General features: G+C 44.5%; 22 protein-coding genes, 1 tRNA gene and 1 pseudogene. 14 read left to right on the top strand and 10 right to left on the bottom strand.

What is annotated here, in order from left to right; genetic code table 11:
* Nucleotides 1-59: 59 nt before the first annotated feature.
* Nucleotides 60-1,007 (bottom strand): AAA family ATPase, encoded by a 948-nt coding sequence (locus ACX5J7_RS06280; protein WP_012518021.1) that lies wholly within the window; start codon nt 1,005-1,007, stop codon nt 60-62.
* Nucleotides 1,008-1,313: 306 nt separating this feature from the next.
* Between ACX5J7_RS06280 and ACX5J7_RS06275 the strand changes: the two genes are divergently transcribed.
* The 7 genes from ACX5J7_RS06275 (at nt 1,314) to ACX5J7_RS06245 (ending at nt 10,121) form a co-directional block, all read left to right on the top strand.
* On the top strand, nt 1,314-2,105 hold the full coding sequence (locus ACX5J7_RS06275) for a replication initiation regulator SeqA (RefSeq protein WP_015066834.1): 792 nt from the start codon (nt 1,314-1,316) through the stop codon (nt 2,103-2,105).
* A 45-nt stretch (nt 2,106-2,150) separates the two neighbouring features.
* Nucleotides 2,151-3,803 carry a phosphoglucomutase (alpha-D-glucose-1,6-bisphosphate-dependent) gene (pgm, locus tag ACX5J7_RS06270; protein WP_012518023.1) on the top strand — a complete coding sequence of 551 codons (1,653 nt, stop codon included), beginning with the start codon at nt 2,151-2,153 and terminating at the stop codon, nt 3,801-3,803.
* A gap of 218 nt (nt 3,804-4,021) precedes the next feature.
* Nucleotides 4,022-6,499: a glycogen/starch/alpha-glucan phosphorylase gene (locus tag ACX5J7_RS06265; RefSeq protein ID WP_012518024.1), complete on the top strand. Its 2,478-nt coding sequence runs from the start codon at nt 4,022-4,024 to the stop codon at nt 6,497-6,499.
* A 271-nt stretch (nt 6,500-6,770) separates the two neighbouring features.
* Nucleotides 6,771-8,075 (top strand): putative bifunctional diguanylate cyclase/phosphodiesterase, encoded by a 1,305-nt coding sequence (locus ACX5J7_RS06260; RefSeq protein ID WP_071951228.1) that lies wholly within the window; start codon nt 6,771-6,773, stop codon nt 8,073-8,075.
* A 226-nt stretch (nt 8,076-8,301) separates the two neighbouring features.
* On the top strand, nt 8,302-9,333 hold the full coding sequence (astE, locus tag ACX5J7_RS06255) for a succinylglutamate desuccinylase (protein WP_462835064.1): 1,032 nt from the start codon (nt 8,302-8,304) through the stop codon (nt 9,331-9,333).
* Nucleotides 9,326-9,736 carry an HIT domain-containing protein gene (locus tag ACX5J7_RS06250; protein ID WP_012518027.1) on the top strand — a complete coding sequence of 137 codons (411 nt, stop codon included), beginning with the start codon at nt 9,326-9,328 and terminating at the stop codon, nt 9,734-9,736. Before astE ends, ACX5J7_RS06250 begins: the two co-directional genes overlap by 8 nt.
* A gap of 58 nt (nt 9,737-9,794) precedes the next feature.
* On the top strand, nt 9,795-10,121 hold the full coding sequence (locus ACX5J7_RS06245) for a heavy metal-binding domain-containing protein (RefSeq protein ID WP_012518028.1): 327 nt from the start codon (nt 9,795-9,797) through the stop codon (nt 10,119-10,121).
* Between the two features lie 128 nt (nt 10,122-10,249).
* Here ACX5J7_RS06245 and ACX5J7_RS06240 read toward each other — a convergent pair whose 3' ends face one another.
* The 7 genes and pseudogenes from ACX5J7_RS06240 to ACX5J7_RS06210 all read right to left on the bottom strand — a co-directional run bounded on the left by ACX5J7_RS06240 (nt 10,250) and on the right by ACX5J7_RS06210 (nt 15,221).
* The gene (locus ACX5J7_RS06240; RefSeq protein ID WP_020743294.1) at nt 10,250-11,503 is read right to left on the bottom strand and encodes a dicarboxylate/amino acid:cation symporter; all 1,254 of its coding nucleotides are present in this window, start codon (nt 11,501-11,503) and stop codon (nt 10,250-10,252) included.
* A 150-nt stretch (nt 11,504-11,653) separates the two neighbouring features.
* Nucleotides 11,654-11,953 carry a DUF2897 family protein gene (locus ACX5J7_RS06235; RefSeq protein WP_015066836.1) on the bottom strand — a complete coding sequence of 100 codons (300 nt, stop codon included), beginning with the start codon at nt 11,951-11,953 and terminating at the stop codon, nt 11,654-11,656.
* The gene (locus tag ACX5J7_RS06230) at nt 11,950-12,648 is read right to left on the bottom strand and encodes a M15 family metallopeptidase (RefSeq protein WP_498706495.1); all 699 of its coding nucleotides are present in this window, start codon (nt 12,646-12,648) and stop codon (nt 11,950-11,952) included. The genes ACX5J7_RS06235 and ACX5J7_RS06230 overlap by 4 nt, the downstream gene beginning before the upstream one ends.
* Before the next feature lie 15 nt (nt 12,649-12,663).
* A complete protein-coding gene (dapE, locus tag ACX5J7_RS06225; RefSeq protein ID WP_012518032.1) occupies nt 12,664-13,800 on the bottom strand; it encodes a succinyl-diaminopimelate desuccinylase in 1,137 nt (378 codons plus the stop codon).
* Nucleotides 13,794-14,141, bottom strand: a complete 348-nt coding sequence (locus ACX5J7_RS06220) for an ArsC family reductase (protein ID WP_012518033.1) — start codon at nt 14,139-14,141, stop codon at nt 13,794-13,796. The genes dapE and ACX5J7_RS06220 overlap by 7 nt, the downstream gene beginning before the upstream one ends.
* A 184-nt stretch (nt 14,142-14,325) precedes the next feature.
* Nucleotides 14,326-14,826 carry a PTS sugar transporter subunit IIA gene (locus ACX5J7_RS06215; RefSeq protein WP_041703149.1) on the bottom strand — a complete coding sequence of 167 codons (501 nt, stop codon included), beginning with the start codon at nt 14,824-14,826 and terminating at the stop codon, nt 14,326-14,328.
* 4 nt (nt 14,827-14,830) lie between these two features.
* Nucleotides 14,831-15,221 (bottom strand): annotated as a pseudogene (locus ACX5J7_RS06210) (ACT domain-containing protein).
* A gap of 498 nt (nt 15,222-15,719) precedes the next feature.
* On the opposite strand from ACX5J7_RS06210, the gene ACX5J7_RS06205 reads away from it, so the two are divergent.
* On the top strand, nt 15,720-16,085 hold the full coding sequence (locus ACX5J7_RS06205) for a VOC family protein (protein WP_474375714.1): 366 nt from the start codon (nt 15,720-15,722) through the stop codon (nt 16,083-16,085).
* Nucleotides 16,086-16,292: 207 nt separating this feature from the next.
* On the opposite strand, the gene hppD is transcribed toward ACX5J7_RS06205, so the two are convergent.
* Together hppD and hmgA are read right to left on the bottom strand one after the other, a co-directional pair.
* Nucleotides 16,293-17,366: a 4-hydroxyphenylpyruvate dioxygenase gene (hppD, locus tag ACX5J7_RS06200; RefSeq protein ID WP_012518036.1), complete on the bottom strand. Its 1,074-nt coding sequence runs from the start codon at nt 17,364-17,366 to the stop codon at nt 16,293-16,295.
* 257 nt (nt 17,367-17,623) lie between these two features.
* The gene (gene hmgA / locus ACX5J7_RS06195; protein ID WP_498706491.1) at nt 17,624-18,919 is read right to left on the bottom strand and encodes a homogentisate 1,2-dioxygenase; all 1,296 of its coding nucleotides are present in this window, start codon (nt 18,917-18,919) and stop codon (nt 17,624-17,626) included.
* A gap of 340 nt (nt 18,920-19,259) precedes the next feature.
* Between hmgA and ACX5J7_RS06190 the strand changes: the two genes are divergently transcribed.
* From ACX5J7_RS06190 to ACX5J7_RS06165, 6 genes are all read left to right on the top strand, one after another.
* Entirely contained in the window at nt 19,260-19,688 is a 429-nt protein-coding gene (locus ACX5J7_RS06190; RefSeq protein ID WP_462835057.1) for a MarR family winged helix-turn-helix transcriptional regulator, read from the top strand.
* Between the two features lie 159 nt (nt 19,689-19,847).
* Nucleotides 19,848-20,924, top strand: coding sequence for a patatin-like phospholipase family protein (locus ACX5J7_RS06185; RefSeq protein ID WP_498706489.1), 1,077 nt, complete (start codon nt 19,848-19,850; stop codon nt 20,922-20,924).
* A gap of 159 nt (nt 20,925-21,083) precedes the next feature.
* Nucleotides 21,084-21,160: transfer RNA gene (locus ACX5J7_RS06180), tRNA-Val, on the top strand.
* 343 nt (nt 21,161-21,503) lie between these two features.
* Entirely contained in the window at nt 21,504-23,180 is a 1,677-nt protein-coding gene (locus tag ACX5J7_RS06175) for a hypothetical protein (RefSeq protein ID WP_498706487.1), read from the top strand.
* 325 nt (nt 23,181-23,505) lie between these two features.
* Complete coding sequence (locus ACX5J7_RS06170) at nt 23,506-23,868, top strand: hypothetical protein (protein ID WP_498706485.1); 363 nt, start codon at nt 23,506-23,508, stop codon at nt 23,866-23,868.
* 242 nt (nt 23,869-24,110) lie between these two features.
* A complete protein-coding gene (locus tag ACX5J7_RS06165; protein WP_498706483.1) occupies nt 24,111-24,263 on the top strand; it encodes a hypothetical protein in 153 nt (50 codons plus the stop codon).
* Nucleotides 24,264-24,326 lie beyond the last annotated feature (63 nt).

The raw sequence follows: 24,326 nt of genomic DNA, 5'->3' as shown, positions 1-24,326 counted from the left end.
GCTACTACTAAAAGTGCGAAAACACGGTGATAAGACCTTAATGCACAACCCCATCACGGTTACGCCGCAAGGGGGTCAACGCTGTCTAACAGTTTTTGACTCAGTTTCTCCCCGTCAAACGCGCTCATTTGCATACTATGGGTGGATTGATGGGCGGGCGCTGTCAATCTGTGAGCAGTAATTGCCACAAAGACCGCTTGCACATCTTCTGGTGTTACGTAGTCTCTTCCTGTGACAAACGCCCAAGCCTTTGCCCCTTGAAGGAGCGCTCGACTGGCACGTGGCGAGAGGGGGTTGGGATACTCGTTACTTTCCCTACTTTCGCTCACTAGCCGCAGAATGTAGTGGATAATGGCATCGCTGGTGTGAATACGTGTCACTGCCTGCTGCATTTGGTCTAAATCTTCCTCATTAAGTATTTGAGCAAGGGGCGCAGACACGTCTTTTTGTAAAAGCATGGCTTTTTCAGCTTCCCAAGCCGGGTAACCTAAGGAAATGCGCATGAAAAAACGGTCCAGTTGAGATTCAGGCAAGGGGTAAGTCCCTGACTGAGAGCTAGGGTTTTGGGTGGCAATGACAAAAAAAGGTGTCGGAAGCGCGTGGGTTGTGCCATCAATACTGACTTGCCGCTCTTCCATTGCTTCTAGCAGCGCGCTTTGCGTTTTAGGGCTTGCACGGTTAAGTTCGTCGGCAAGTACCACTTGGCTAAAAATGGGGCCGTGCCTGAAGCTAAATCTTTTGGTTTCGTCCTGCTCATGACTGTGGAAAATATTAACGCCCAACATATCTGATGGGAGTAAATCAGAGGTAAACTGAATACGGGAGTATTGAAGCCCGAATACTTGTGAAAGCGCGTGAGATAAAGTGGTTTTACCCATGCCCGGTAAGTCTTCAATTAGTAAGTGACCATTTGCCAGTAAGCAGGTAATTGCCAGTGTTAACTGGTGATCTTTACCAATAATCTTCTGATTAAGAGCCTGCTGTACCTTTTTTAGTTCTTGGCGCATAAAACTGTCACTTTTGTTTAAACATTCTTTGTCACAATGAAATATATCTGCGTGTAAGCGATCTCTGCTTAAATTTAATAGTAGCAACGATAGCTTAAAGCTTTCTATTGTATTGCCTGTTAATTTTTATACGCAGGTATATAACGTAATAGATTCAATAAAACGCGAAAGAATTAAACACGTGTGAATAGGGAAATGGCAAAGTATTCGCGTAATCTACTTAGGAAACCCTAAAACAACTGTTATTAAGTGCTGCGTAGTTTATCTGTGTTGTCTATAATGGTGCCTCTTAAAAAGGAAGTAGTTATGAAAAGCATTGAAATAGATGACGATTTATATGCCTTCATCGCCAGCCAGACTAAGCATATTGGTGAGAGTGCATCACAAATTTTAAGACGTTTACTGTTACCAGAAGACGGCGCAATATCAGGCAGCGTTGAAGCAAGCGGTAACGAATCAAAAGGTGACGCTTCAGACCAAGCAAAAACAAGTGAAATAAAAAGCGCTGGTGGGGAAGAGAAAACGAACGAGCCCAGTGTTGAAGTCAAGGCTGCACCGAAGGCTCAGGCTCAAACTGTGAGTACTGCTAAAAAAGCGCCAGCCAAACCCGCGGCGAGAAAAACTACCGCGAAAACGACGGCGAAGAAAACACCTGTGAGAGCGGCGGCAACAAAAGCCCCAGCCAAGCCTGCTACAAAAGCGTCGTCGACCGTGGCATCGTCGGTAGAAACAGAAACCCACAACAAGCGCGACATTCTCGATGCTGTATCTAAAGATGCGTTAGCCACGTTTACTAAACGGGTCGATCAGTTTCTGTTTGTTTTAAGTGCAGCGCACAAGCTTAATGCAGAAAACTTCTCTAGCGTAGAAAGTATCAAAGGTAAAAACCGTACGTACTTTGCAACAAGTAAAGAAGCCTTGCTTGAAAATGGCAGCAGTACAAACCCTAAAGCCATTCCCGATAGCCCTTTCTGGGTAGTAACAAACAACAATACTGCCAAGAAAACGAATATGCTGGAACAAGTTTTGCGTAACTTGGGTTATCAGCCCGATGTTGTTGAGACGGTAACAGCCCGTTTTACATCAGAGGGTAAGTAATTAGGTTATTGAACCTCAACACGACTTCTAAATAAGGACTTTTTCATGGCACTACATCCGCAGGCCGGAGAGCATGCAGCAAAAGAACAGCTTATTAACGTAGCGCAGCTAGTAAGCCAATATTATAGCTTTAAGCCGGATATGAATGACCCGGGGCAAGCCGTTTCTTTTGGCACTTCAGGCCACCGAGGTACCGCGTCTAATGCCACGTTCACCGATAGCCATATCAGTGCAATTTGCCAAGCATTGGTTGAATATCGCAAGCAAGAAGGCATTAGCGGCCCGCTATTTGTTGGTAAAGATACCCACGCGCTGTCTGAGCCTGCCATGATAACCGCTATCGAAGTGCTGTGTGCCAATGGTGTCGATGTTGTCATACAACGTGCAGATAACGAAAGTATGGGGTATACGCCTACGCCCGTCATTTCTCGTACTATTATCCGTTACAACCGCGCAGGGAATGCTGATAAGGCCGATGGTATTGTCATCACCCCTTCTCATAACCCGCCGTCAGACGGTGGTTTCAAATATAACCCTCCTCACGGTGGCCCGGCTGACAGTGACGTAACTAAGCAAATACAAGAGCGTGCCAATGCATTAATTGCCGATGGTAATAAAGACGTTCAGCGAATTGATATTCGCCAGGCCACGGCCCGTAAGTTGGTTCGTGAAGAAGACTTTATGGAACCTTATATTGATGATTTAGCACGGGTCATTGATATGGAGGCCATTGCAAATGCCAATTTAAAATTAGGTACCGACCCGTTAGGGGGCGCAGGGGTAGGATACTGGTCACGTATTTCACAGAAGTATGGCCTTGATATCACTGTTGTGAACGACGCTGTCGACCCGCAGTTTGGCTTTATGCGTCGCGATAAAGACGGCAAGCTTCGTATGGACTGTTCGTCAGCTTACGCAATGGCAGGGCTTATCGAGCTAAAAGATAATTTCGATTTAGCGTGGGGGAACGACCCTGACTTTGACCGTCACGGAATCGTATGTAAAAGCGCAGGGCTAATGAACCCTAATCACTATCTAGCGGTAGCGATTAATTATCTCTATACCCATCGCCCAGACTGGCCGAGCGACCTTAATATTGGCAAAACGTTAGTGTCGAGCAGCATGATTGACCGCGTGGCCAATAGCCTTGATAAACCGTTAGCAGAGATGCCAGTAGGCTTTAAGTGGTTTGTAGAGGGTTTGTCGAACAGCACAATAGGGTTTGCTGGCGAAGAAAGTGCCGGCGGTATTTTCTTAGAGCGCAACGGCAGTACGTGGGCGACAGACAAAGACGGCTTTATTCTTTGTTTACTTGCGGCAGAAATATTGGCGGTAACGGGCAAAGACCCTGGCGAACACTATAAAGCGCTAACCGAAAAGTTTGCTGCACCGGTGTACAGTCGAGTTGATGTAGCGGCAACTCTTGAGCAAAAACAAAAACTTTCGGCCATGGACGCATCTGTAGTAACAAGCGATACGCTAGCAGGCGAGCCTATTACTAGTGTGCAAACGCATGCGCCAGGCAATAACGCAGCTATAGGCGGCGTTAAAGTATCGACAGAAAATGGGTGGTTTGCCGCACGACCGTCTGGCACTGAACAGATTTATAAGATCTATGCCGAAAGCTTCAATGGTGAAAGTCACTTACAAGAACTTATTGCCGAAGCTGAAGCGTTAGTCGGTAAAATCATTAAATAAGCTCAAAAATAAATCGCTTTTCGCGTATTTTTGTAACAATAATGTTAAAAATCGCATGAGTGCATACGAATTCATGCGATTTTTTTGTAATTTTAACAAAATAATTACAACATAATCGTTTTAGTACTGCTATATTGCTGTCATATTCTTAAGATATTCTGTAATTAAATTACGTTTTTGGTGTGAAAGCACCGCTTACATTAAGAGTGAGACGCAAAATGAACGCAAAAGCGACCAAAACGCAACCCTCTCCAGCTATCGATAAGGCAGCTTTTAAGTCTGCGGTTATCAAACACTTACACTGCACGCTAGGTACTGACGAAAACAAGGCGAATAATCACGCTTGGTGGAAAGCAACGTGTGCGGCAATTCAAGAGCAAGTACTCGAAGGACTGCGCAAAACTCAAAAAAGTCACTATCTCAATGACACCCGTGCTGTCCACTATTTTTCTGCTGAATTCTTGATGGGACGTTTGTTATCAAACAACCTGCAAAATTTTGGTTTATTCGATGTAGCAAGTGGAGCTCTGAAAGAGCTGGGCGTAGAAATCTCAGATATCCTTGAAGAAGAGCCAGATATGGCTCTGGGTAACGGCGGTTTGGGCCGACTTGCAGCGTGTTTCATAGACTCACTCGCCACCATGGAATTACCTGCCATTGGTTATGGTATCCACTATGAAAATGGTCTATTCCGTCAAGAAATTAAAAGCGGTGCGCAAATTGAGCGTCCCGACAGCTGGCGCGACTATGGTAACCCGTGGGAAATTTGCCGCCCAGAATCTATTCAAGAAGTATCGCTCTATGGTTACGTTGAAACCAAATACGGTGAAAACGGCCGCGTTCTTAAAGAATGGCACCCAGGTTCAATTGTAAAAGGTGTGCCTTGGGATATTCCTGTTGTAGGTTATGAAGGTAAAACCGTAAACGTGCTTCGTTTATGGCAGTCAGAATCTTCTGGTTACTTCAACTGGGACGTGTTCAACGCAGGTGGTTATGTTGATGCACAGCGCGAGAACGTGCAGGCAGAAACCATTTCTAAAGTACTTTATCCGAATGATGAAACTGAAGCGGGTAAAGAACTACGCCTAATTCAGCAGTATTTCTTCTGCTCGTGCTCACTGAAGGATATTATTCGCCGTTATAAGCGAGCCCACGGTGATGACTGGAGCCGCTTTGCAGATCAGGTCGTGATTCAGCTTAACGACACGCACCCCGCCATTTCAGTACCAGAGCTAATGCGTATTCTTGTTGACCGCGCAGAGCTTGGTTGGGATGAAGCATGGGGTATCTGTACTAAGGTATTTGCGTACACAAACCATACCCTATTGCCAGAGGCACTTGAGAAGTGGCCGGCACGTATGATTGAGAAGATCCTTCCACGTCACCTTGAGATCATTTACGAAATCAACCACCGCTTCATGGCCGAGGTTGATAAGAAATGGCCGGGCGACAATGCAATGAAAGCGAAACTTTCAATTATCGAAGAAGGTAACGAGAAGATGGTACGTATGGGTCATCTATCTGTTATCGGCTCATTTGCAGTGAACGGTGTGGCAGAGATGCACTCACGCTTGGTTAAATCGTCGCTATTCCCTGAGTTCGACGAATTGTACCCAGGTAAGCTAACTAACGTGACAAACGGTATTACGCCTCGTCGTTGGTTGAAGGCCTGTAACCCTGCGCTTTCTAAGTTGATTGATAAGAAAATTGGCGATGATTGGCCGCGAGATTTAGATAAACTTCAGGGTTTAACGAAGTTTGCTACGAATAAAACGTTCCAAAAACAGTTCATGAAAGTGAAGCTGGAGAACAAGGAACTGTTGGCTGATGAAATTCGCAAGTCGCTAGACTTAGAAGTAGACGTAAATGCCATTTTTGATGTGCAAATTAAGCGACTTCACGAGTACAAGCGTCAACATTTAGCGTTGCTACACATTATGGCGTTGTACCGTCGTATTCTGGAAAACCCAGATTACGATATGCACCCTCGCGTGTTCGTATTTGGCGCGAAAGCCGCACCGGGTTATAAGCTTGCTAAAGACATTATCTACGCAATTAACAAGGTGGCTGATAAGGTTAATAACGACCCTCGTGTTAACAACAAGATTAAAATTGCGTTCTTGCCTAACTACCGTGTATCGCTAGCTGAGAAGATGATTCCAGCGGCTGATGTGTCTGAACAAATCAGTACAGCAGGTAAAGAAGCATCGGGTACAGGTAACATGAAGTTAGCGCTTAACGGTGCAGTAACTATCGGTACGCTAGATGGTGCTAACGTAGAAATTGCTGAAGAAGTAGGCGACGACAACATCTTTATTTTCGGTTTAACAGTAGAAGAGGTGAACGAGCTTAAAGCGACGGGTTACAACCCTCACGACTACTACTACAAAGACCCTGAAATTAAAGCGGTACTGGATTGGTTAGAAACCGATTACTTTACGCCGGGCAAACCAGGGGCGTTAGTATCTATTAAGCAAAGCTTACTTGATAATGGCGACCCGTACATGGTACTTGCAGATTTCCGCGCATACTCTGACGCACAAATTGCAGTAGATGCTGCTTACCGCGACAAAGAGCGCTGGGCGGAAATGGCGATAATCAATACGGCTAAAATGGGTAAATTTACCTCAGATCGCTCAATACGTGACTACGTAGATCGCGTTTGGAAACTTTCGTCGTGTAAGATAGAAAGCTAATCGCAGAACGAGAAAGAAATAGCCCGGCGGTGATAAACTTGTCGGGCTTTTTTATTGCTTTAAATTAAGCGAACTTGCTGTGAACATGCACTAACAGCAGGTTTTTTGCCCATTCTTACCATTAGTTAATCAAATATAAAAAAATGTTGTTTCATGGTATAAGCGGGTATGCAAATTAATACGTAACTGTCGTTGCGCCATCTGTAACGCCATGGTTTTATATAAGCAGTTGTTTTTAGTACCTCGAAGCGTAAAGCTCAAGGAAAACATCATGAGCCAACATACATCACTGGCAACCATTCCAAATCGATATGCGTTTATTGACAGCATTTCAAAACAGGCGTCTCGTAGCGGCGCTATTTCTTTGATGCTGGTGGATGTGGTGCGCTTTTCTGATGTAACAACCAGTCTGGGCATACATGTTGGCGATCGCTTCTTACTAGAAATTGCCAACCGTATACAGCTTCTATTTGGTCAATCAGTTTACATTGGTCGCATTAGCGGGGATGTGTTTGGTATTGTTTTCCCCAATGAGAGTAACGAAGGCGTAATGCGTAAAATGTTCGAACGTCTAGTCGAACATTTTAAAACCCCTATGCACTACGAAGGTACAGCCTTCATCGCAGACTTTAATGTGGGTGTGGTATGCAGTGATAAACGGGAGTTTGAAATAACCCGCTTTGTGTCTCGAGCAGAAACCGCGTTAAAACAAGCCAAAGAAAATAAGTACGAAAACTACTTCGCACTGACCAAAACAGATAAGGCAGATACGGGTAGAAGCTTAGCACTGAAAGCCGACTTAAAGCGCGCCTTAGCCCAAAATGAACTTGAACTTTATTATCAACCTAAAGTGAATTTAGCTACGCTTGAGGTGATAGGGGCAGAGTGCTTACTGAGATGGAACCACCCCCTTGATGGTGTACTATTTCCCGGCCCGCTTATCGAAGCGGCAGAGTCGTATAACATGATGAACGAGCTGGGCTACTGGACTCTTGAACAGGCTTTCAGAGCGCTAGTAGAGCTTAACGCTTTGAAAATGCCTATTGTCTTATCCGTTAACATCTCGCCTACCCAGCTTTACGACAATCAGTTAGTGCCCACGCTTACCATGCTAAGCGAAACTTACGCCATGCCCTTAACGCTCATAGAGTTAGAGTTGACCGAAGACGTGGCGTTATCAAATTCACTTATGGTGAAAAAGCAGCTAGACGAGTTACGTAGCTTTGGCGTGTCGGTCTCCGTCGATGACTTTGGAAAAGGCTATTCTAATCTTGCCTATATTCGCGATTTAGATTTAGATGCCCTTAAAGTAGATAAGTCGTTCGTAATGGAGTTAGAAGGCCACCCTGTTAACCGCGCTATTATCGAAGCCGCAAAAGTGATAGGTCATGCTAAAGGCTGTAGCGTGGTTGCCGAAGGGATTGAAACCATAGAGCAACTTCATATATTAAGAGAGGTTGGTGTTGCTCAGGGGCAGGGGTATCTGTTCTCTCGCGCTATTCCTTTTAAAAGCTTTGTTGCCCTTGCTCAGCAAGAAATTATTGTGGGTAACTCTCCTGCGCGAGGAAAAGCCTAGTCTCTTCTCTGCCCCCGTTGAGTTACCTGTTTGCTCCGTGCGTTTTCTAGCCCTTTCTCTACTATTTATCTGCAAAGAAGATACTGCAGCGCCTTAATTAATCACGTTAAAGCGTTGTATATTGCTTACAGGCGGTTGTAATAAATCCCTGAGAACGCGTGATTTTAGCCCTGTGCCTCGTTAAACTGTGTTTATTCTAGATTAGACTGGTTATATGCAGAACTTCATGCAAGAACTTATCGAAAGTGGCGAATTTTTAACACTATCTCGCCGGGAACCCGCACTATTTGAACAACCTCTACAATTTGATCTGTCAAACGGCATAGGTGTGCAAATTTCAGGGCCTGGAATTATCAGTTTCTCTGCGCAAACGAACAGTGAGCACGCCAAGCGTATCGTTTTATCGTGTGGCGTTCACGGTAACGAAACGGCGCCTATTGAAATATGTGATGACCTAGTAAAACGTATTTTAACTGGCACACTAGTACTGTCTCACGACGTGCTTTTTTTATTCGGGAATCTACCCGCCATGGATATTGCGGAGCGATTTGTTGAAGAAAATATGAATCGCTTGTTCAGCGGGGCTCACTCAAAAGGTGAAGGCTTAGTTAACCAAGAACGTGTTCGTGCTAAGCAGTTAGAAGAGGCCGTTGGGTCTTTTTTTGAAGCGGCTGACGGAGAGCGTTACCACTACGACTTACATACCGCTATCCGTGCATCAAAGAATGAAAAGTTTGCGGTATACCCGTATTTACACGACAGAGTTCACAGCGAAGGTCAGCTTGCGTTTTTGTCGGCTTGTGGGGTAAAAACAATTTTGCTTTCTGAAAGTCCAACCACCACTTTTAGCTATTTCTCGTCGCACCTGTTCAATGCTCATGCGTTCACCGTCGAGTTAGGAAAAGTGCGCCCCTTTGGACAAAACGATATGCGCCGCTTTGAAGATGCCAAACAGGCCATTACGCAACTGATCACGCAAGAAAACTATGCCCCTTCGGTAGACATTCGCGAACTTGATATTTACCGGGTTAATCAGGTCATTAACCGCAATGAAGAAGCCTTTAAACTGCACTTTGATGACGATACACCTAACTTTACTGATTATCCAAAAGGCACGGTATTGGCATCAGAGCCAGGTACAGACTACGTAGCCGAGCAAGACGGTGAAGCGATTGTATTCCCCAATGCAAAGGTTGCTATTGGGCAGCGCGCACTACTCACGGTAGTGCCTACTACTCTGGAAAAGCTAGATGTTTAGTCTTGATAGCCGTTTACACAATGATACATTTTTTGTCTGCGATCTTTCTCTATGTCGTGTACTGTTAATGAACGACAGACAATTTCCGTGGTTAATATTAGTGCCAATGAAAAACGATATTGCGGAAATTATCGACTTAACTGAAAAAGAGCAAATTACCTTACTTAAAGAGTCTGCGCTTGCATCGAAAGCAATGATGAATTTGTTCTCACCGCTTAAGCTAAACGTGGCCGCATTAGGCAATGTGGTGCGTCAGTTACATGTTCACCACGTTGCTAGGTTTGATACCGATTGCGCGTGGCCTAAGCCGGTATGGGGTAACCAGCCGACGGTGGCTTACGAGACAAGTGACGCCCAAGCTCGCGTAGCGTCTATTAGAGAATGGTTTGAACAAAACGCGTAAAGCGTATTGTAATGGCTTGAATTTGTGAAAAAACGGGTTTTATTAAAAGGAGTTACCTATGATTGTTTCAACAACCCCCACGCTAGAAGGGCATAAAATCGATGCATACTACGGCATTGTTGTCGGTGAAGCGGTAATGGGCGCAAACGTATTTAAAGACTTATTTGCCTCTATTCGGGATATTGTGGGTGGTCGCTCTGGCTCTTACGAAGAAGAGCTAACCACAGCGCGTAAGCTTGCTTTTACTGAGTTAGAACATGAAGCAAGAAGCATGGGAGCAAACGCTGTTGTAGGTATCGATTTGGATTATCAAGTCATTGGTGATAAAGGCAGTATGCTGATGGTAAGTATTAGCGGCACAGCGGTTAAAACAAGCCCGCTGTAGTTTAAACCGCTACCATACGAGACAAGATAAAAAGCGCGTACCTAGAAACGTGCGCTTGCGCTGACTAGCTCTAAAATAACAAGGTGGCCGATAGGCCACCTTTTTTATGCCCGCTAAATAACGCTCGGTTAGCTTTGCTTCACCTCGCTTTCAGTAAGGTCAGACGCTTCAATAGCAATGTTATCGATAATGACTGCGCACGCTGCGTCGCCAGTGATATTAAGCGCAGTACGAATCATGTCGAAAATACGGTCGAGAGCGAATAAAAGTGGTAAGCCTTCAATAGGAATGCCGGCGGCTAGGAGTACCGCAACCACAAGAAAAGACGGGCCTGGTACGCCAGCTTGTCCCACGGCGCCTAAGGTTGAAGTAAGGATAATGGCAACGTAAGCCCCCATGGATAAGTCGATATTAAAAAGCTGAGCGAAAAACACGGCAACTAAGCCATAGTAAATAGCATTACCGCTCATGTTTATCGTGGCCCCTAAAGGTAATACAAACGACGCAGTTGCATTTCTTACGCCCAGTTCGTTTTCTACCGTATTCATAGTGACGGGCAGGGTGGCCATAGATGACGCGGTAGAAAGCGCCACCGCTTGAGGCTTTTTCATTGCCACTAAGAACGACTTGGCAGAAGTTTTGGTAAATAGCTGTACTAACAGTGGGTAAACCACAAAACCAAAAACGAGAATAGCGGCGATAAAGACTAAGAAAAGTTTGAAGACAACCATAAGTGCGCTAAAGCCAAAGGTGCCGACCGCTTCGGCCATTAGACCAAATACACCGATAGGGGCGATTTTCATAACGCAGTTAATCATCCATACCATCGCATCTACAATGGTATTTACGCCCTGAAGAATAGGCTCGCGGTTCTTTTTAGGCTGCTTAGAAAGGGCAAGGCCAAAGAACAGGCAAAACACTAGAATTTGAAGAATATTCGCATTGGTTAGAGAAGCAAAGACGTTAGTAGGTATCATGCCCGTCACCGTCGCCCAAAACGATGGCAGCTCGCCTTTCGACGCGTACTCGCCAGAAAACATTCCCTCTACAGATGAAACATCGATACCCACACCAGGCTTGAAAATTTCACCCATAATCAGCGCAAGCGCCACGGCTAGCGCGGATGTCAACGCGAAATAGGCGAGGGTTGAAAAGCCCACTTTACCTGCGTTGGTACTGTTACCTAAACCCGCAGCGCCCGAAATAAGCGCAACCGCAACCAGTGGGATAACCAACATCTTAATGAGGTTAATAAAAATTGCGCCTAAGGGGGCAAACATAGCGGCGCTGTGACCCATAAAAGCACCTACGGCGGTGCCGATGATCATGGCAATAACAACTTGTACGCCGATATTAGCCAGTAAAGATTTACTTTGAGACACGTCTAGAACCTCTTAGAGTGTGATTAGATAAAAAGTGATAGTGGTGTTGTTGTGAATATCGCCTTTGGCGAACAAGCCTTTCATGGTCCAGAACTCCAACCATTCACAGTACCCTGTGAGTACAAGTGAATAGTTGAGTAAGGAGGGGGGTTACTTTTTAGCCTTGTCGCTGTGGCTGTTTAGGCTATTTAGCGCATCGTCACTGATAGTGCTTGTGCCATTATTACGCTCAGACGTTGGCGAGTTAGCCGTGGGGTTATCACCGGGTTGGGTGTCGGATAACGTATCAGCAGACGACGGGGGGTTATCGCTGTGCGACTCTTCAACATCATCAAACGGTTTCGAGGGCGTTGGAAATTTAAACTTCGCACTGTATTTCAGCAGCGTGATATTGCCAATTACCACACCTAACACTAATACAATGATTATAACTACCCAAGTTGTACTCATACAGTTTCCGTTGGCGAAACGCCGTTGTTTAAAACATACCGACTATACACTGTGGGCAGCTGCGACAAAATACACGATTTACCTTCTATGTCGCTTTGCTCAATAGCAGCGGTTAAACCTTGTAAATTTCTTGCTTTTTCAAACGTCTCGGCGGTCTCTTTAAAGCTTAAGTGCCAAGGTTCTGCTGCCACGCCACCACGGCTTACTGAAAACGGCCGATAAAAACCAAAACGCGACATATTTTCACCAAGCCAGCAGGCTAGCGCGTAACAAGGGCCGCCAGCCTCGTATTCAGTTTCTACAAGATTGAATTGACCACCCCAATGCTTAACAGATGCCCTGTCATACACGTCAATGTCGGTACCCCAGTGATGACGACTCCCACCGGGTAAGGCAGACCATGTAAGAATAGCGTGGAGCTTTTCGTCATCACGTAAACTATCAAACGACAAGAGACTACCGTTAACATCAAGCAGTTGAGCCTTTCCTGTCCACTTGCGGTTGAAAATAGCGGTCTGCCGGTCAAAGTCGCGATAGCTGCTGACAAGCTGCAGGTCTATCCCGTCTTTGTGTGCGGCATCTTGCATAGCCAGAAAAGGGGAAATCACATCGATGTGAAGCCTGTGGCCGTTACCTGCATCAACTAAATCTTCATTAAGCTGGCCCAGCCACGCTTTTTCTGTAACGGTAGTCATGGTCAACAGCCTACGCTAGTTGGCTAGCAAGCGCTCAAGGATACCGAAATACATATCCGCAAGCTGTTCTAAGTCGGCCATTTTTACGCACTCGTCAATTTTGTGAATAGTGGCATTTACTGGCCCTAGCTCTATGACCTGTGCACCCGTTGGTGCAATGAACCGACCGTCTGATGTACCGCCTGCGGTAGATAGCACAGTCGGCGTACCTTTAACGGCCTCTATCGCACCTTGTGTGGCGTCTAACAGCGCACCGGTGTCGGTTAAAAATGGCTGGCCGTTAAACGTCCACTTAATGTCATAATCTAATTCATGGGCATCAAGAATAGTGGTTACCCGCTCAATCAATATCTGATCGGTTACCTCTGTTGAAAAACGGAAGTTAAAGCAAACGTGCAGTTCGCCTGGGATCACGTTACCCGCGCCAGTACCCGCATGAATATTTGAGATCTGAAAGCTCGTGGGCGGGAAGAAATCGTTACCGTTATCCCAATGGGATTTGGCCAGCTCATCTAAGGCGGCCATAGCGCTATGAACGGGGTTCTTCGCCAAATGCGGGTAAGCAACGTGACCCTGCACACCTTTAACCACCAGGTCACCGGTTAACGAGCCTCGACGGCCATTTTTCACGATGTCGCCCACTTCATCGGTAGACGAGGGCTCGCCAACAATACACCAATCAATTTTTTCATTGCGTGCTTCAAGGGTATCAATAACGCGGGTTGTGCCATTAATAAAGGGGCCTTCCTCGTCACTGGTAATAAGATAAGCAATGCTACCTTTGTGCTGCGGATACTGATTAACGAATTCACGAGTGGCAACAAGCATAGCAGCAAGACTGCCTTTCATATCTGCTGCCCCACGACCATGTAAGTAACCGTTCACTTCAGTGGCAGTAAATGGCGGGGTTTTCCACGCGTCTTCTGGGCCACTTGGCACTACATCGGTGTGCCCTGCAAAACAAAACACCGGGCCCTCTTTGCCTCGGCGAGACCACAAGTTAGTGGTATCTTCAAACACCATGGTTTCATTGTCGAAGCCAAGTGCCCCTAAAAATTCACACATGGCTTCTTGGCAGCCGGCATCTTCAGGCGTAACGGAGCGGCGGTTAATTAATTGCTTTGCAATGTCAATAACAGAGTCGTTTAACAAAATATTTCCTCATACTGTGCCGGTTTGAAACCAATGTGGAAGGTATTGTTGTGAAAAAGAATAGGGCGCTTAACCATGGCTGGGTGAAGTTCAAGCAAAGCAAGGGCTTTATCTTTATTCAATGTTGCCTTTTCTTGTTCTTCTAACTGGCGAAACGTCGTTCCGCGTTTGTTTAGCATGGTTTCCCAACCTAGCTCAGCTTCTGCACGTGAAAGAAAGTTGTTATCTATGCCGTCTTTACGATAGTCGTGAAATGAAAACGGAATATCGTTCTCGGTTAACCATTTTTTCGCTTTTTTAATGGTGTCACAGTTTGGGATCCCGTAAAGGATTGTGCTCATGTGAATGCTTCCGTATTACTTGTTGTATCTAAAAGGTGAGACCGCGCTTCGCGATCTACGCAATGACGCAACCCCATAGCGCTTTAATCATGCTTTAGAAGCAATGCGCCACTAGGGTTAGTTAAACTTTGTCGTACATCATACAAGCTGTTGATACGATGATAAACTGACTTGCGATGTGTTTTTAAAGGTAAAGGGTAAAAAGGGAGTCGGTAGCCGCGTCTACGAACTTCTGACGGGTAGGCACTATGCCAATGAGGGCGTTAGCATTAAGCAAAGTGAGCGCGCAAACATTGCTGACACCCTGCTGCTTAAGCCAGGCCGAATTCACAGTAAACAGTGTTTGACTGACGTTAAAAGTGTCGCCGCGCTTAAGGGCGCAATTAAACTGTGCGCCATGAAGGTGACATGTGTCACCACCGTATTTTATTCGGCATTTTAATCCCACTTTTGACTGTATATCAATAGCATAGTCCAGTGGCGAAACATTGAGTACTTTACCAACAAAAGGCGCAACTATGGTGTTGGAGGTAGAAGTTACCGCAGCACCTGGCCCCATGTAACCGTTTTTAAAAAACGGGTCGTCCGTTTGGGCAAGTGGAACGACTTGCCCGGAAAACGGGGTCAGTGTTTCAAACTGTTTCGAGAATGTATCGGGGGCATATTGTAAGTGTTTGGCGTTCACGGGGTTAGTTGTCCACATTCACCGAATAACCCGCTTTTTTCAAAGCGTTGATTGCGTCTTTCAATTTGTTGTCTTTTACTAAGAAAAAGTCAGTATCGAATGTGGACACAACGAAGATAGCAACCTTCACAGAGGCAAGTACATCACCAATTTGTGCCATAATTCCAACCATTGACAGATGTAACGGCCCCAATAGTTCAAGGGCTCGCCAACCTTCATCACTATCAAGGGAATCTACCTTGATTGAGTCAGGAACGACAATAGACAATTCATCTTCTGTTTTACCTAGGAAAAAAACGCGGGCTGTTTAGAACTGAGGCCGGGATATCGCTTTGCGGATCTAAGCTGTGAATAGTGAATAAAGATTCTCTGACTAAAAGTGTTTGTTTGGGCATGAGAAACCGAAAAAAAGAATACGTCGAAGATATTCACATTAAACCATTAACTGTGAGCAAGTGCCACGTGTTATCCACTTAATCTGTGGATAAGTTTGTTGAGTAGTTTGGGGTCTTATTCTAAGTGTTTGATAATAAGCAATAATATAAACTGTACAAACAATGGTCAGTGGATAACATTATCAAAAATGCAAGCATTTTCCACAGGCTGTGTCTACCATTAAAATAAAAAATGTTTGGTCTTTTTGCAATTTCTTCCCTTGACAACCGTCTCTTTTATAGGGAATTGATGCCCAAAAAAATAGCAAACAACCTGCGATCATTTTAGAAAAATGAGCTAAGTTTTATTAGTGCCTAAGCATAATTATGACGCAAGTTTTGAAGTAACAGCCACTGCAAGCTATTTTTAAAACGGGCAACGTTAACATCACTAGCGCAATAATAAACGCCTAAAAAAGCGAGTTGCGCCTATAAGTATAACGACAAGAGGATAAGACGATGTCAGATGCGTCATGGTGTGATATTGCAACAGAAAATGCCGACGAGCTTGTGAGCTTCTACGAGGCTGTTATGGGCTGGAAGAAGGAAGCAATCGACATGGGCGGATACAGTGACTTCGTCATGATGAAAAGCGACGGTACGCCAGTAGGCGGCATTTGTCATAAGCGCGGAGTGAATGAAAATTACCCAAGCGGGTGGATTAACTACTTTACTGTTGAAAGCTTAGATAATGCCCTACGTGCGGCTGTTGATAAAGGGGGCAAACAGGTGGGTGAAGTCCGACACCATGGAAACGACAGCTTCTGCGTAATCATTGATCCAAGCGGAGCGGCGTGTGCACTATATGAAAAAGGGCAGGGTTGAAACCAAAGCTTAGTCATTGCATTTACAAGGGCTTTTTTGAAGTAAAGGCAGTGCATCTTTGCGATGTACTGCCTTTATTTTTATCTTAGGTTTAACGAGAAAGCGGCCTTAATGCTGCTAAGCTTAGCTAGGCTAGCATTTTGCTTCTCTCGTTAATGCATCTCTCGTAAATGCATCGTGACGACAAATTCACCATTTGCTTAAGAGCTATTTGTTTAAAACTCCGCGATTTACTTGGTCGCGTTCAATAGACTCAAACAGTGCCTTAAAGTTACCTTCGCCGAAGCCATCATCTTGCTTACGTTGAATAAATTCAAAGAAAACAGGGCCGAAAACCGTTTCAGAGAAAATTTGAAGCAGCAATCGAGGCTCGCCATTTTCCGTTGTGCCGTCTAATAAAATGCCGCGCTTTTGTAATTCATCTACATTTTCGCCATGCCCTGGAAGGCGGTCTTCAAGCATTTCATAATACGTATTTGGTGGCGGTGTCATAAACTTCATGCCTTTTGCCTTAAGCTTATCTAAACACGCAATTAAATCATCACAAGCAAACGCGATATGCTGAATGCCTTCACCGTTATACTTCATTAAAAACTCTTCAATTTGGCCACCACCGCCCACGGCTTCTTCGTTTAGCGGAATACGGATTTTGCCATCAGGTGCGGTCATTGCTTTTGAAAGCAGCCCAGTATATTCACCTTTAATATCGAAATAGCGAATTTCTCTGAAGTTAAATAGCTTTTCATAGAAGCCAGCCCAGAAATCCATGCGCCCTCGATACACATTGTGGGTAAGGTGATCCAGGGTATGGAAGCCACAGCCTTCGGGGTGGCGGTCAACGCCTTCAATCCAGTTGAAGTCAATATCGTATATGGTGTTTTCACCTTGATACCTGTCGATAAGGTAAAGCATGGCACCACCAATACCTTTAATGGCAGGCAGTTTAAGTTCCATTGGCCCTGTGTAGGTGTCCATTGGCTGTGCACCACGGGCCAGCACTTCTTTGTAGGCATGCTGTGAATCTTTTACGCGAAAAGCCATCCCGCATGCTGATGGGCCGTGCTCTTCTGCGTAGTATGCGGCATGGCAGTTCTTTTCATAATTGCTCAATAAGTTGATATCGCCTTGACGCCACAACTCTACGTCTTTCGATTTGTGGCGAGCAACAAGGGTAAAGCCCATCGCTTCAAAGATAGGCTCTAACATGCCCTTTTCAGGCGCTGTGAATTCTAAAAACTCAAACCCATCTAACCCAATTGGGTTTTCAAATAAATCAGCCATAGCAATACATCCTCAACGTAAATCATATTTTATAATTGTTAGCTGATTGTAAGGTTGTAGTGAAAATGCAAGCAATAGAGGTAGGCGCAACACATTTTTAGGATGGAAAGAACAGCTGTAACGTTTTGTTTTCATCGGTACGTCAAACATACGGTTAGGGGAGGCATATTTTCCCTAACCATATGATTTTAGTAATCAATAATAGATTTTGCGTATTGTGTCAGGTGTTCACAAATCCGTACAGGTATCGTGGAGTACTACTTTTCACTATCGTAGTGTTTTTGTAGGCCCTTCCAGCAAGAAAGATAATCCTTCTGGCGAAGGTCGCTATGCATAGCAAACGCCGTTGGCGCAATGGGATAACGAGATTCAAACATGAACGCTAGGGTGTTTTCATAGCGCTGGGGAGTAAGTTCAGCATTCGATGCCTTGTCGAACACTTCAGCTTCAGGGCCATGGGGCGTCATACAATTATGCAAGCTCATCCCGCCCGGCACAAAACCATGCTCTTTTGCCTCGTACATGCCCTCTATTAGCCCCATAAACTCACTCATCACATTTCTGTGATAATAGGGTGGACGGAAGGTGTTCTCGGCCACCATCCACCTCGGTGGGAAGATAACAAAGTCAACGTTAGCTGTGCCTTCAAGATCTGATGGGGAAGTCAGCACAGTAAAAATAGAGGGGTCGGGGTGATCAAAACTTACTGTGTTTATTACGTTAAAGCGCGATAGGTTGTATTTGTAAGGTGCAGAGTTACCTACCCAAGCCACTACGTCAAACGGAGAATGATCAAGGGGGGCCTCAAATAGGTTGCCGCAAAACTTGTTTACCATGGTGTGTGGCGTGTCATTATCCTCGAACCACGCCGTGGGATAGCAAAAGTCCCGCTGATTAGCGTAGCCGTTAGCACCAACAGGGCCGCGTTCTGGTAAAACAAACGGATGCCCGTAATTTTCACAAATGTAACCCCGTATGGGACCGCCTAATGGTTCGACAGCAAAGCGTACACCGCGAGGGATCACCACTATTTCACCTACCGAGACATGAAGCTTTCCAAACTCAGTGGTAATCAGCATGTCACCTAATTGGGGGACGATAAGCATCTCACCGTCAGATGAATAGAACACACGATTTTGCATATCCATATTGGCGCTGTAACAGTGTATTCCCATACCCGTTTGTGTTTTAGCGTCGCCGTTAGTGGCGATAGTGACAAGCGAATCAATAAAGTCACACTCGCTGTCAGGCAATGGAATGGGGTCCCATCTCATCACATTGGGTGGGCAGGGGATAGCCGTTTCAGGTGCCGTGCGCACAAGGCCATTATCTATTTTTTTAAAGTCGCCCATGGCAATAGAAGGGCGTAGTCGGTACGTCCAGCTTCGACGGTTGTCTGCACGTGGTGCAGTAAATGCGGTACTGCTAAATTGCTCAGCATAAAGCTTATAATTAACTTTCTGTGGGCTAAATTGCCCTTTAGGAAGAGCGCCGGGCAGGGCTTCAGTTTCGTGCTCGTTATTAAAGCCAGTTAAATAAGATAAATTATCCATACAGGTTTCCGTTATTGGCGCTACTTTAGCTGCGCTTAGCAATAGATTAGTTACAAATGAAACTATATGCTTTAGGCTAGAGGTAAAATAATTGTAAATCAATGGTAGGTGGTTTGTGTGTATTTGGTGCGCGGGCGCTTTTGGTAAGCTAGGTTTACAGTCGTGCCAACTGATAAGCCAATACTGATATAAGCCAAGCTTTTAATGGAGTTAGGAGTATTGTGCCAAGCTATTACACTTCATGTAAGGTTTACGTCAACTCGCCTTTAAGGTTTACGTCAACTCGCCTTTTTAAGTCATCATCTCTAAATAAAAAAAGAGAAAGAGAGAGGGAAACATAGTGCAATTAAATGACATGCTTGCCTATAAGGTGGCAATGCTGGCTAGCGACTTAAGTGACTCTCTTGCTAGGGAATATGCCACTTACCAGCTTACAATGCCCGAGTGGCGAATTGTAGCAACACTTGGCGCGTGCCAAAAAGACGCACAGCAGCCTTATATGACCGCAAAAGCCATCGCCGCAGCGACCCGCCTAGACAAGGTGCAAGTTTCTCGCGCGTTAGACCGCTTAGTGAACAAGGGCGCGGTGTTAAAACGTATGTGTAAGGAAGATAAAAGGGCAAGCCTCATTGCATTATCAAGCGAAGGTGTGGCGATGTATGAGCAAATCACACCGCGGGTGGTCGCGTGGCAAAATAGGCAATTAAAGAATATCACTGATGATGAGTATCGCGTATTTCTAAAAGTGATAGATGCACTCAGCCCTTAGTTTTCCCCGCTTACGCGTTTAAAGGTGTGGTCTGAGCAGAAGACGCGTAAAGGCCAAGAAGGTTACTTTTGCGTGGTTAACTGTTAAATTTCTCCGAATTAGTCAAATTAAGGGGTTATATGCATAAACGCTGGCCCTTTAAAATAGCAAGGAATGTAAGTGGCCCCGTTAGACGTATACGCAGGTAAAAAAGCCCGAGAAACTATAATGAAAAATGGGTTTAGCCCAGACCTGTTCAGTTATTTTTTAGGCGCATCGGGTGGCCCTAAATGGTTTACTTTGGCAGGGCTAGATCGGGTACTTTTTCCCGAGTGGTTCGCTAATGTAAATCATCAAGTACATGTTATTGGTTCCTCCGCGGGTGCTTTTCGTGCAATTTGTGCAGTGCAAAATGACCCCTTTGCCGCAATAAACCGGCTAGCATCATCGTACTCAACCACAACTTATAGCAGTAACAAACCTACCCCAAGGGAAATTACCGCGAAAGCCGAAGACCTGTTGAAGGAAATGGTGAATGACACCGGCAAACAAGAAGTCTTGTCTAATTCCCGTTTTAAGGCGCACCTTATTGTAGCCAAATGTTTAGGCGCAACCCGCTTTGAAAGTAAATTTAGGCAGCTTTCTGGCCTTGCTATGAGCGCGGCGGCCAATACAGTAAATCGAAAAAACCTTTCTCGGTTATACACCCGCTATATTTTTTCTTCGCCAAATACGAATTTTGAAATTAACGACCCCTATCAGCTCCCAACGCAATATCACGATTTAACCCAAGGCAATATTCACAGTGCGCTATTAGCGTCTGGCTCTATTCCTATTGTTATAGAAGGTGTGCAGAACATAGAAGGGGCGCCAGCTGGCATGTATCGCGACGGTGGAATTATTGACTACCACTTCGATTTATCCTTTGGCCCTGACAAGGGGTTAGTGTTATACCCTCACTTTTACGATAAGCCTATTCCTGGTTGGTTTGATAAAGGGCTAAAAAACAGAGTACCGCATCGCTCAAGCTACGATAAAGTGGTGATGTTAGTGCCCTCGGCGTCATTTGTGGCGAACCTGCCTTACAGTAAAATACCAGACCGTAAAGACTTTGAAGTGCTTGATGCGGAAACCCGCATTAAATACTGGCAAACGGTGTTAAAAGAAACTGATAGGTTAGGGGAGTATTTTATGCGTGCGGTGAACGACGGTACACTAGTCGACGCCATTAAGCCGCTACCCTTTAACATGGTGTAAGTAAGCGTCTTTAAAAGACAAAAAGCAATCGAATTGCTGCGAAATTAGTCACTTGAACGGGCTTTTGTTAAGTTTTTCTTGCAGGCAGCGCCGGTGCTGAGTATTATACGCGCCGTTGTCTGGCATTCGCCCACCTATCTGGTGCAACACAGTTTTTATGCGTCTATAGCTCAGTTGGTTAGAGCGCTACCTTGACATGGTAGAGGTCCCCTGTTCGAATCAGGGTAGACGCACCATCTATTTATTCCTGCATATCAATCGTTTACTATTACCCAATTTCACTCTTAAAGCCGAGTTTAATGCTTTTTTAGTGGAACATTTGAGTGTATTTTAATCGAATCTGCATTTTTCAGTATTATCCTTGAAAATCCTTTATATTCCAGCTTTGCAAAGACAATATTTTTGAAGCAAATTTCGAGCGTCCATACTATCTAATTTTCTTTTTCGAAACTAGTGGAGCAATGTTCCTCCTTTATCATTTGTGTCAATTGTAGAATGCAGTTGCTAGCCTCTATCTCTCCAAATTGATATTGTAATCTAAACGCTTTTACTCATTACGCATTTATTAAAGGAAGAATTATGTCGCTAAAAGTTGTCAGTGAACAAATATCTATCTTTTTATCTTCTAGTGAACCTGGAGTGATGGCCATTAAAGGGGAATGGGGAGTTGGAAAAACCTTTAGTTGGCAAAAGTTCCTATTGGAGGCGAAATCTAGAGATGAAATTAAGCTCGAGCGTTACTCTTATGTGTCCCTCTTTGGGATAAACTCTCTTGATGCTTTTAAGTATTCCATTTTTGAAAATACAATTAAGAAAGACATTATAGGTTCGGAAGCGACTATTGAAACGCTGAAGAGTAATACCAATAGCCTGATCGAACGATTTGGAAGGCACTCAGTAAAGCTTTTTAAAGGAACTCCAATAATTAAATCCTTCAGTCCTGCATTAGAGGCAATATCTTTTTTGTCGCTTAACAACTGTCTAATATGCATAGACGATTTGGAAAGAAGAGGAGATCGGCTTGAGGTTAAGGACATTTTAGGTTTGCTGTCTTTATTAAAGGAGCAAAGGAAATGCAAGATAGTTTTGCTCTTGAACGATGGAGAAGAAGGGCTAGAAGACTATGACAAATATCGCGAGAAGGTTATAGATATTGAGCTCAAGTTTGCCCCGAGCGCGCTTGAATGTGCGGAAATCGCGTTTTCAAATCAAACCCCGAAATATTCTAAGTTGAGAGAATTAACAGCTAGCCTGGAGATTCGAAACATTCGTGTGCTCAAAAAAATTGAACGACTAATTAAGTTATCTGAGCCGTTGACGAAGAACTTTGAAAAAGAACTTGAAGACTCAGTAATGCATTCGCTCGTTCTCTTCACGTGGAGCCATTTCAGTTCAATGTCAAATGAAGACATTCCGACTTTAGATTTCATAAGTGAAAAAGGTTATATGCATCTTCGTTCTGACGAGGGAGAAATTAGCGAAAAAAACAAAAAATGGCAAACAACGCTCAGCGCATATGGTCATGTTATGGCTGATGAACTTGATTTAGTATTAGTCGACGCTGTGAAAACAGGTTATTTTAACGAAGCGAGATTTTATGAAATAGCAAAGCTTAAAAATCAAGAGATTATTGCTTCGAAGTCGGAGGAATCCTTTTCAAAAGCTTGGCGACTCTATCATGATTCATTTTTGGATAATGCTGATGAAGTCATCAAGAGTCTTTATGAAAGTTTTAAAGAGAATTGTAAATTCATTACGCCTATTAATCTAGATGGAACTGTTTCTTTACTCCGCGAATTAGGAGAAGAAGAAAAGGCTAGTGAGATTATTGATATTTACATTCAAAATAGAAAAGATGATGTGGAGCTTTTCAATACTCAAGGAGATAGAGCGCTAGGTACGCTGAAAGACGAAGAGATACTAAAAAAGTTCAAGGAAACGTATAGTCAATCAGTTATCAAAGAAACTCCTAAAGAGGTCCTGTCTCGGATATCAGGCCAACAAGGCTGGAATGATAGTGACGAATTAATTTTGGCCAACACAACTGTTGAAGAGTATTACAACTTGTTTAAGTCTGAGGTAGGTAGCCATCTCGCCTCGTATGTAACGAGATGCTTGAAATTTGGTCAATATTCAAATGCGAATGACCAGCAAAAAGAAATTACGAGGAGAGCAACAGAGGCACTTCAGCGAATTGCCTCTGAAAGTAAGATCAACCTGAGGAGAGTCAGTAAATTCGGTGTAGAAGTAGCTTAAATTCGGCGCCTTGATTACCTCTCACACTAGGACTTCACGTGCTGTACTTGCTTTTTACTATGTTTATCGTTTGTAATCGAACAATGACGCGATTTTCTTCGCATCGGGATGTGTCTAGCGCTTAGTCTAATTAAGTGATTGGTGACCCATTGCTGCACCAGCCAGTCGCATTTCCATGCCTCGATCAATTTTGTACGACCCAAACTCGTGCCTTAGGTCGTGTACGGTTACGTCTTGCATACCAAGCTCTTTAAATATGTGCTTCACAACTATATATGCAGTTGAACCAGCATATTTTCCCGTCCACGGCCACACGGTTTTAAGATTGCTTTTCTGGGAATATATTACTAATCGCAAAATGGCTAGCTGGTGGGCCAGTAGCAGTAGCTATATCTATAATGAAGAGAAACGACTTAATGGCCTTCGGGCGCAACGAATCAATTTTTTAGTGAAGAATGCATCTGACATTCCTAGGGCTGGTAAGGTTTTATTGGATAGATTATGGCTGCATGGCCACGGCGATATCGTCGTCAGTAAGTCAGGACAGCTTTTAGAGAAGACAACCTTCGATGGTAGTGTATGGCAACCATGTCGGTTTGATTTTGCTGCAGGTGCTGCTTGTTCCTCTACCCTGACGCTGCAACGTGGTAAGCCTGAAGTTGTTCTGGGAGCCATTGATGATACTTAGGAAGCTATTCAACCTCTATCCACCAGCGAAGAAAAGAAATTAATCTTTATCAAAGCTGATGCGAAGGAAAGGAAAAAGGCCCACGCGTCAATCATAAGGGAGGAATTCATTCAAAGACAGGGGGCAAGACTTTGTAAAAAAGCTGAGGGAAATGATAGTCAAAGCAGCTGATGAGCTGCTCGAGAGAGCGATAACCAATGCGGTACTAACTAGTGACTTTCTACTCCATCTGGACGATTCAAGTGTCGGTTGGCGAAGTGCTGGCAGCGCTTAGAAATATGCCAGATGTGTTCGATAAAGGTAGCTTATTGGTTAGCGTGTCTGCCGGAAAAGAACGCGTGATACAGGAAATATCAGCACTGACATTTTATCTTGCTAGTTACTTCCAGTTTTAATCTTGGTGTGGCATGACGTGGTCAACCAAAATTGACCAACCCAGTTAAGCTACTTTTTTCAAT

Source organism: Alteromonas infernus (genome assembly GCF_902705815.1).
This window is presented reverse-complemented; position numbering and strand designations above follow the sequence as displayed.

Bases quoted from the DNA above. Each gene is read 5' to 3' on its own strand.
- ACX5J7_RS06280 (WP_012518021.1), bottom strand. From the start codon at position 1,007: ATGCGCCAAGAACTAAAAAAGGTACAGCAGGCTCTTAATCAGAAGATT.
- ACX5J7_RS06275 (WP_015066834.1), top strand. From the start codon at position 1,314: ATGAAAAGCATTGAAATAGATGACGATTTATATGCCTTCATCGCCAGC.
- pgm (WP_012518023.1), top strand. From the start codon at position 2,151: ATGGCACTACATCCGCAGGCCGGAGAGCATGCAGCAAAAGAACAGCTT.
- ACX5J7_RS06265 (WP_012518024.1), top strand. From the start codon at position 4,022: ATGAACGCAAAAGCGACCAAAACGCAACCCTCTCCAGCTATCGATAAG.
- ACX5J7_RS06260 (WP_071951228.1), top strand. From the start codon at position 6,771: ATGAGCCAACATACATCACTGGCAACCATTCCAAATCGATATGCGTTT.
- astE (WP_462835064.1), top strand. From the start codon at position 8,302: ATGCAAGAACTTATCGAAAGTGGCGAATTTTTAACACTATCTCGCCGG.
- ACX5J7_RS06250 (WP_012518027.1), top strand. From the start codon at position 9,326: ATGTTTAGTCTTGATAGCCGTTTACACAATGATACATTTTTTGTCTGC.
- ACX5J7_RS06245 (WP_012518028.1), top strand. From the start codon at position 9,795: ATGATTGTTTCAACAACCCCCACGCTAGAAGGGCATAAAATCGATGCA.
- ACX5J7_RS06235 (WP_015066836.1), bottom strand. From the start codon at position 11,953: ATGAGTACAACTTGGGTAGTTATAATCATTGTATTAGTGTTAGGTGTG.
- ACX5J7_RS06230 (WP_498706495.1), bottom strand. From the start codon at position 12,648: ATGACTACCGTTACAGAAAAAGCGTGGCTGGGCCAGCTTAATGAAGAT.
- ACX5J7_RS06220 (WP_012518033.1), bottom strand. From the start codon at position 14,141: ATGAGCACAATCCTTTACGGGATCCCAAACTGTGACACCATTAAAAAA.
- ACX5J7_RS06205 (WP_474375714.1), top strand. From the start codon at position 15,720: ATGTCAGATGCGTCATGGTGTGATATTGCAACAGAAAATGCCGACGAG.
- hppD (WP_012518036.1), bottom strand. From the start codon at position 17,366: ATGGCTGATTTATTTGAAAACCCAATTGGGTTAGATGGGTTTGAGTTT.
- hmgA (WP_498706491.1), bottom strand. From the start codon at position 18,919: ATGGATAATTTATCTTATTTAACTGGCTTTAATAACGAGCACGAAACT.
- ACX5J7_RS06175 (WP_498706487.1), top strand. From the start codon at position 21,504: ATGTCGCTAAAAGTTGTCAGTGAACAAATATCTATCTTTTTATCTTCT.